Below are 6259 nucleotides of genomic sequence, written 5' to 3' on the forward strand. Positions count from 1 at the left end.
GCCCGGCCCCGGCCCGGCCCGGCCCGGCCCCGGCCCGGCCCGGCCCGCCGCGCCGGGGCCGGCCGACGGGAACACCCCTGGTCGCCGGGATCGTTGTACCTCGCATGACTCAGCGCACGCTCGGTTCCCTCTCCGTCTCCCCGCTCTGCCTCGGTGGCAACGTCTTCGGCTGGACGGCCGACGAGGCCGCGTCCCACGCCGTCCTCGACGCCTACGCCGACGCCGGCGGCCGCTTCGTCGACACCGCCGACGCGTACGCGCACTGGGCCCCCGGGCTCAGCGGCGGTGAGTCCGAGACCGTCATCGGGCGCTGGCTCGCCCGCGGTGGTCGCGGCCGCGACGTCGTGGTGGCCACCAAGGTCGGCGCGCACCCCGACCACAAGGGTCTGGCCCCGGACACGGTCCGCGCCGCCACGGAGGCGTCGCTGCGGCGCCTCGGCACCGACACCATCGACCTGCTCTACACCCACTTCGACGACGAGACCGTGCCGGTCGCCGACATCGTGGGCACGCTCGACGCGTTGGTGCGCGAGGGCAAGGTCCGGGAGATCGCCGCCTCCAACATCTCGGCCGAACGGCTCCGCGCCTCGCTGGAGTTCTCCGCCCGCGAGGGCACCGCCGCCTACGTCGCGCTGCAACCGGCCTACCACCTCATGCGGCGTGGCGACTACGAAGGCGAAACAGCGGCCCTCGTGGCGGAGTTCGGCCTGGGGGCGGTCCCCTACGCCGCGCTGGCCGGCGGGTTCCTCACCGGGAAGTACCGGCCAGGGACGACGGTCGACAGCGCCCGCGCGGGATCGGCCTCCCGCTACCTCCGCACCCCGCAGGGGCCGCGGGTGCTCGCCGCGCTCGACGCCGTGGCGGCGGACCGGGGGGTCGCCCACGCCACGGTCGCCCTCGCCTGGCTGGCCGCCCGCCCCACCGTGGTCGCCCCGATCGCCAGCGCCCGCAGCCTCGAACAGCTGCCGCCACTGCTCGCCGCCGCCGAACTCGACCTGACGGCGGACGAGATCGCCGCTCTCGACACCGCCTCCGCCCCCGACGAGGCGTAACGGCACCACACCGCGCCCGGGGTGGTGCGGCGGCCGGACGCCCGCGCACCCCGGGGCGGCGGCGCCCTCATGGCCCCCGTGCCCCTCTCACCCGGCAGCCCGGCCAGCGGAACCGCACGCTGGGCCAGGCGGGTCACCCCCCGCTGGCACCGCTCTCACCCAGCAACGCGCGGGTGACCGCCTCCGCCGGCCCCGGCCGGGCGGAGCGGTACCCGGTCCCTGCCCACAGAGAGACCGCCTCCGGCTCCCCGGCTCGCGCGGCGGCGGCCCGTAGCGGCGCCGTGAGGTGGTGCACCTGCGGGTAGGCGGAGGGCGCCGCCGCCCCGTGGGCGTCCGTGAACGCGTTGCGCAGCCCACGGGCCGGCCGGCCCGAGAACGCCCGCGTCACCACGGTCTCCCCGAAGCGCTCCGCGGTGAGCGCCGCGCGGTGCGTCGCCGAGGTACCCGCCTCGTCGGTGAGCAGGAACGCGGTGCCCAGCTGGCCCGCGACCGCACCCGCCCGGAGCACCGCCGCCACGTCCCGGCCGTCGCGCAACCCACCCGCGGCGACGACCGGCTTCCGGACCGCCCGCACCACTGCCGGGAGCAGCTCTGCCAGCGGCGCCTCCCCGGGCGTGTCCGCGACGCGGAAGGTGGCGCGGTGCCCGCCGGCCTCCGGACCCTGCACGCAGAGCAGGTCCACACCGGCCTCCGCGGCCGCCACCGCCTCCGGGACGGAGGTCACCGTCGCCACCAGCGTGCTGCCGGCTTCCCGCAGCGAGGCGAGGTCCTCCGCGGCGGGCAGCCCGAACGTGAACGAGACGATCGGCACGGGAGCCGCGACCAGCAGCCGCAGCTTCGCCTCCCAGTCGTCCCGCTCGTAGAGGTCGTCCGTCCGCAGCGTCACCCCGAAGCGGGCCGCCTCCGGCGCCAGGGCCGCCCGGTACGCACCCACCGCCTCGTCCCCGGCCCGCTCACCGGGCACGAACAGGTTCACCCCGAACGGGCTGTCCACCCGCTGCCGTACAGCAGCGATCCGCCCCGCCAGAGCGTCGGCCGTCAGGTACCCACCGGCCAGGAACCCCGTCCCGCCGGCCCGACACACCGCCGCCACCAGCTCCGGCGTGGCCACCCCACCCGCCATCGGCGCCTGCACGACCGGCGCCAAGCCCTCCATCGTCACCATGCGCCCCATGCTGCCACCGCCTGTGGGGAGGCCGCCGGAGGGCGCCGACGCCGTGGGCGACCGGCGCGCCGGAACGTTCCGAATGTTCATCTCGCAGGTGCTTGGCAGACACGGCGCCGGTGTCCGGTGTGGGCACGATCACAGCATGACGAAGCGCTGGAACGGCCTGGTCGGGCTGCGGGCGGGGAGCGTCGCCCGGGCCGAGGACCTCTACACGGCCTGCGTACGGGAGTGTGCCCGCCATCTGGCGGCGCGCGGGGAGGCCGGCACCCGTGCCGATGCCGCCCTCATCGCCGCCATCGGCGCGCTGGTCGCCGAGCACACCGAGCTGCGCCCCGACGAGGACGCCGTCTTCGAGGCTCTCCTGACCGTCGGCGCCGCGGCGCTGGCCGCGGGGGAGCCGCGGCTCGCCCGCCGCGTCGCGGACTCGACGGTCGCGCTGCGCAGCCGCAGCGCCGCCGCGTGGGAGCTTCGCGGCCGGGTGCTGCGTGCTGCCGGGCGCGAGACCGAGGCGGTCGAGGCACTCGGGCGCGGTCTCTCGCTGCGCCGCCGCGTGGCCGCCTGATCACCCGCGCTCGCGCCCGGTACCCGCCCTGGCCCCGGCCGGTGCCGGGCGCGTCCGGCACCCTGTGTGCGGACGGCCGACGTGCCCGGCCGTCCGCCCCGGCGCCCCGCCCCGATGCGCCCCGCCCCGATCCGGCAGGCCCCGACCCGCCCCGCCCGATGCGGCAGGCCTCCGGGCGGGAGTCCGCGGGGTCAGGGGAGCCGGCGGAACAGCAGGTCGTTGACGACGTGTCCCTTGTTGATGCCCTGCTGCTCGAACCGGGTCAACGGCCGGAACGAGGGGCGCGGGGCGTAGCCGTCCGCGGTGTTCTCGAACGACGGGCTGGCCGAGAGCACCTCCAGCATGTGCTCGGCGTACTCCTCCCAGTCCGTCGCGCAGTGCAGCAGGGCACCCGGCGCCATGCGGGAGGCGCACAGCTCGACGAAGTCCGGCTGGATGATCCGCCGCTTGTTGTGCCGCTTCTTGGGCCACGGGTCCGGGAAGAAGACGCGGACTCCGGCCAGGCAGCGCCCGGAGAGCATGTCCTCCAGCAGGTGGTTGGCGTCACCGTTGGCGACCCGTACGTTGTCGAGCCCCTGCTGCTCGGCCAGGCGCAGCAGGTTGCCCTGGCCCGGCGTGTGCACGTCGACGGCGAGGATGCCGGTCGTCGGGTCGGCCGCCGCCATCTCGACGGTCGCCTCACCCATGCCGAAGCCGATCTCCAGCACCACCGGCCGGTCGCCGAAGAGCGCTTCCAGGTCGACGGCGGTCTCGGCGTCGACCTCCAACCCCCAGCGGGACCACAGCCGCACCAGCGCCAGGCGCTGCGCCTCCGTCACCCGGCTGCGGCGCGGCACGAAGCTGCGGATCGACAGCGCGTGGTCGGGGGCGGGGTTGGCGGTGGGGCCGACGCCGGGCGGGAACTGTCCGGGGGTGGGCCGGGGGTTCTCGCTGTGCTCCCAGGGGCGGCGGTGTCCCGGCGGACGGCGCCTCGCGCCCGCGGGCGTCCCGTCCCCCTCGGGGTCTCCGGGCGTCGGCTCGTCCGCGCCGTCGCCGCCCGGCGTGCTGCGCGTGCGGCTCTCGGCGGCACTGTCACGACCGTCGTCGTCGGCACGGGCCTCGGGGGTCGGGCCGGCCTCGTCCCGCGCGTCGGCCGGGGACGTGCCGTCGGCGTCGGGGGCGGCGCCGGTGGGCGTCACCGAGGTGGTCCCCTCGGGCGCGGACGGCACCTGCGGCGCGCCCTGCGGGTCGGAGGTGGACGAGCCGGGCTCGGCGGCGGGCTCGGCGGGTCGGGAGTGCGAGGGCTGGTGCATAGTGCCCCGATTTTACGTTCGCGTCCCCGGTCGCGTCGCCGGGACGGCGGGAGCACCCGCGCGAGCGCGCGTCACCAGGGCCGTCGTCACCGGCCGCCCCGCCTCGCGGCACCCCGAGACCGCACCCCGGCACCGCACCGCCCGTCCGGCTACGGGCGGAGCGGTGCTGCCCTATGGCGAAGGCCCTGCCTGCCGACTGTCAGGAACGATCGGCAGGCAGGGCCGTGGTGCATCAAGGGCCGTGGTGGGTCAGGGGCCGTGGTGGGTGGGCGGCAGTGGTGGGTCGGCGGAGCGACGCCACCGGTCCGGGCCCGGCGGCCGGTGCAGCCGGTGCGCCCGGTGCGGCCTGCGTCAGAGGTACGGGCCCGAGGAGCCGGGCGGCACGCCCTGGCCGGGCTCGTCCAGCGATGCCCCGGCGGGCAGCGCCCGCCGCATCTGCTCCAACTGCGCACGCGCCGCCATCTGCTGCGCGAACAGCGTCGTCTGGATGCCGTGGAACAGGCCTTCCAGCCAGCCCACCAGCTGCGCCTGGGCGATGCGGAGCTCCGAGTCGGTCGGCAGGCTGTCCTCGGTGAAAGGCAGCGACAGCCGTTCCAGCTCGGCGATCAGCTCGGGAGCGAGGCCCTCCTCGAGTTCCTTCACCGAGGAGGAGTGGATCTCCTTGAGGCGGGCGCGGGACGCCTCGTCCAGCGGAGCCGCCTTCACCTCCTCCAGCAGCTGCTTGATCATGGAACCGATCCGCATGACCTTTGCGGGCTGCTCCACCATCTCGGTGAGCGGTACCTCCGCCTGCTCGCCCTCGCCGCCGCGCGGTGCGGCGCTGCCGAGGGCCATGCCGTCGGGCCCCACGACCAGGACGTGCGGGCTCTCCTGCTGCGGCGGATCGTTACTGGGCTGCGTCATACCCCCATCATGCACGCCCCGGCGCTCCCGGTTCCCGGCGGCGGTGCCCCTCCGGCCGCCCGGCGCCGACGCCCGCACGCGTCCGGCCCACCGTGCGCCGCCGCGGCGGCGCGGATCGGCGCGGGGCGGGCGGGTATGCGGACTCCCGGCGGCGTTCCCGCGCGCCGTATCAGCTCCCGGATGCGGGCGGGGCCGCCGGCGTCCGGAGCGGGCCGTCAGGCGCCGTGCCCACCGCGGCTCTGAGCGGCGGCGCGCTCCTCCTCGTCCACGACCTCGTCCGGGTCGGGCAGCACGGGCGGGCCGGCAGGGGGCTCGGGGTGGGTCGCGGCGAACCGGATCAGCCTGGTCTCGCAGTGGTCGAGCCAGCGCGCCTCCGCCTCGGACTGGAAGATCAACTGCTCCAGGACGAGAAGCCAGGCGACGTCGTCGCGGTTGTCGGGCCCGGAGGCGAGGGCGCGTGCCTTGAGACGCGTGTAGTCCTGCATCGCCCGCAGGGTGTGGCGGCGCTGCCCCTGAATGATGGCGACGAGGTCGACGCCGGGGGCGCCGACGGCCATGGCGAGCTTGATGGCCAGCTCGTCGCGGGCGGGTTGGGAGCGGTCCACCGGGCGCGTGTACCACTCGGCCAGCTCACGACGGCCGTCGTCGGTGATGGCGTAGAGCTGTTGCTTGCCCTCGCGCTCGCCCTGCGGCACGACGAGTCCGTCGCGCTCCAGACGGCCGAGGGTCGTGTAGACCTGTCCGATGTTGAGCGGCCAGGTGGCCCCCGTCCTCGTCTCGAACTCCGACCGCAACTGCGACCCGTAGCACGCACCCCGCTCAAGGAGCGCCAGCAAACCGAACCTAATCGACATACTGAGTATGTATACCGGGTCGGCGGCGCATCGCAAAGTGCGGGGCGCCCGAAAAGCCACCCAGCCACCGTCCGCGCCACCCTCCCCGCTGCCCGTCGCCCGCCCGGACGGGCAGGTCGGGACGGGGGCGCACCGCCCCCGGGCACGCTGCGGCCCGTGCGGACGGCGTCACCCTTCGGGAGTGGCGCGGCCGGTCAGTCCCGTCGCATCCGCAGCCCGACCATGCCCAGCCCCAGGCCGAGGCAGGCGAGACCGGCACCGAGCGGCAGCACCTCGACCAGTCGACCGGAACCCGGCTCCAACTCCCGCCCGCCGCTGGTGCGCTGCTCGTCGACGGGCACGCGGCCGAGCGGCGGCAGCAGCTCGCTCGCGGCACCGGGCGCGGCGCCCGCCGCCGCCAGCGGGGCGAGGCCCGGACCGGCGAGACC

General features: G+C 76.3%; 6 protein-coding genes and 1 pseudogene. 2 read left to right on the forward strand and 5 right to left on the reverse strand.

Going from position 1 to position 6259, the window contains the following annotated elements; translation table 11 throughout:
• Positions 1–104 precede the first annotated feature (104 nt).
• Positions 105–1052 (forward strand): aldo/keto reductase, encoded by a 948-nt coding sequence (locus HCN56_RS22530; protein ID WP_167974023.1) that lies wholly within the window; start codon positions 105–107, stop codon positions 1050–1052.
• Between the two features lie 133 nt (positions 1053–1185).
• Here the strand turns inward: HCN56_RS22530 and HCN56_RS22535 are convergent, their stop codons facing one another.
• The gene (locus HCN56_RS22535; RefSeq protein WP_209313063.1) at positions 1186–2217 is read right to left on the reverse strand and encodes an NAD(P)H-dependent flavin oxidoreductase; all 1032 of its coding nucleotides are present in this window, start codon (positions 2215–2217) and stop codon (positions 1186–1188) included.
• 145 nt (positions 2218–2362) lie between these two features.
• Between HCN56_RS22535 and HCN56_RS22540 the strand changes: the two genes are divergently transcribed.
• Positions 2363–2782: a hypothetical protein gene (locus HCN56_RS22540; protein WP_167974025.1), complete on the forward strand. Its 420-nt coding sequence runs from the start codon at positions 2363–2365 to the stop codon at positions 2780–2782.
• Between the two features lie 191 nt (positions 2783–2973).
• On the opposite strand, the gene trmB is transcribed toward HCN56_RS22540, so the two are convergent.
• From trmB to HCN56_RS22560, 4 genes and pseudogenes are all read right to left on the reverse strand, one after another.
• Positions 2974–4074, reverse strand: coding sequence for a tRNA (guanosine(46)-N7)-methyltransferase TrmB (gene trmB / locus HCN56_RS22545; protein ID WP_167974027.1), 1101 nt, complete (start codon positions 4072–4074; stop codon positions 2974–2976).
• 351 nt (positions 4075–4425) lie between these two features.
• The gene (locus tag HCN56_RS22550) at positions 4426–4977 is read right to left on the reverse strand and encodes a bacterial proteasome activator family protein (RefSeq protein WP_167974029.1); all 552 of its coding nucleotides are present in this window, start codon (positions 4975–4977) and stop codon (positions 4426–4428) included.
• A gap of 215 nt (positions 4978–5192) precedes the next feature.
• Complete coding sequence (locus HCN56_RS22555) at positions 5193–5831, reverse strand: PadR family transcriptional regulator (protein WP_167974031.1); 639 nt, start codon at positions 5829–5831, stop codon at positions 5193–5195.
• Positions 5832–6025: 194 nt separating this feature from the next.
• Positions 6026–6259: pseudogene (locus HCN56_RS22560) on the reverse strand (hypothetical protein); the annotation flags it as partial.

This window comes from Streptomyces lonarensis (genome assembly GCF_012033735.1).
Classification (GTDB): Bacteria; Actinomycetota; Actinomycetes; order Streptomycetales; family Streptomycetaceae; genus Streptomyces; species Streptomyces lonarensis.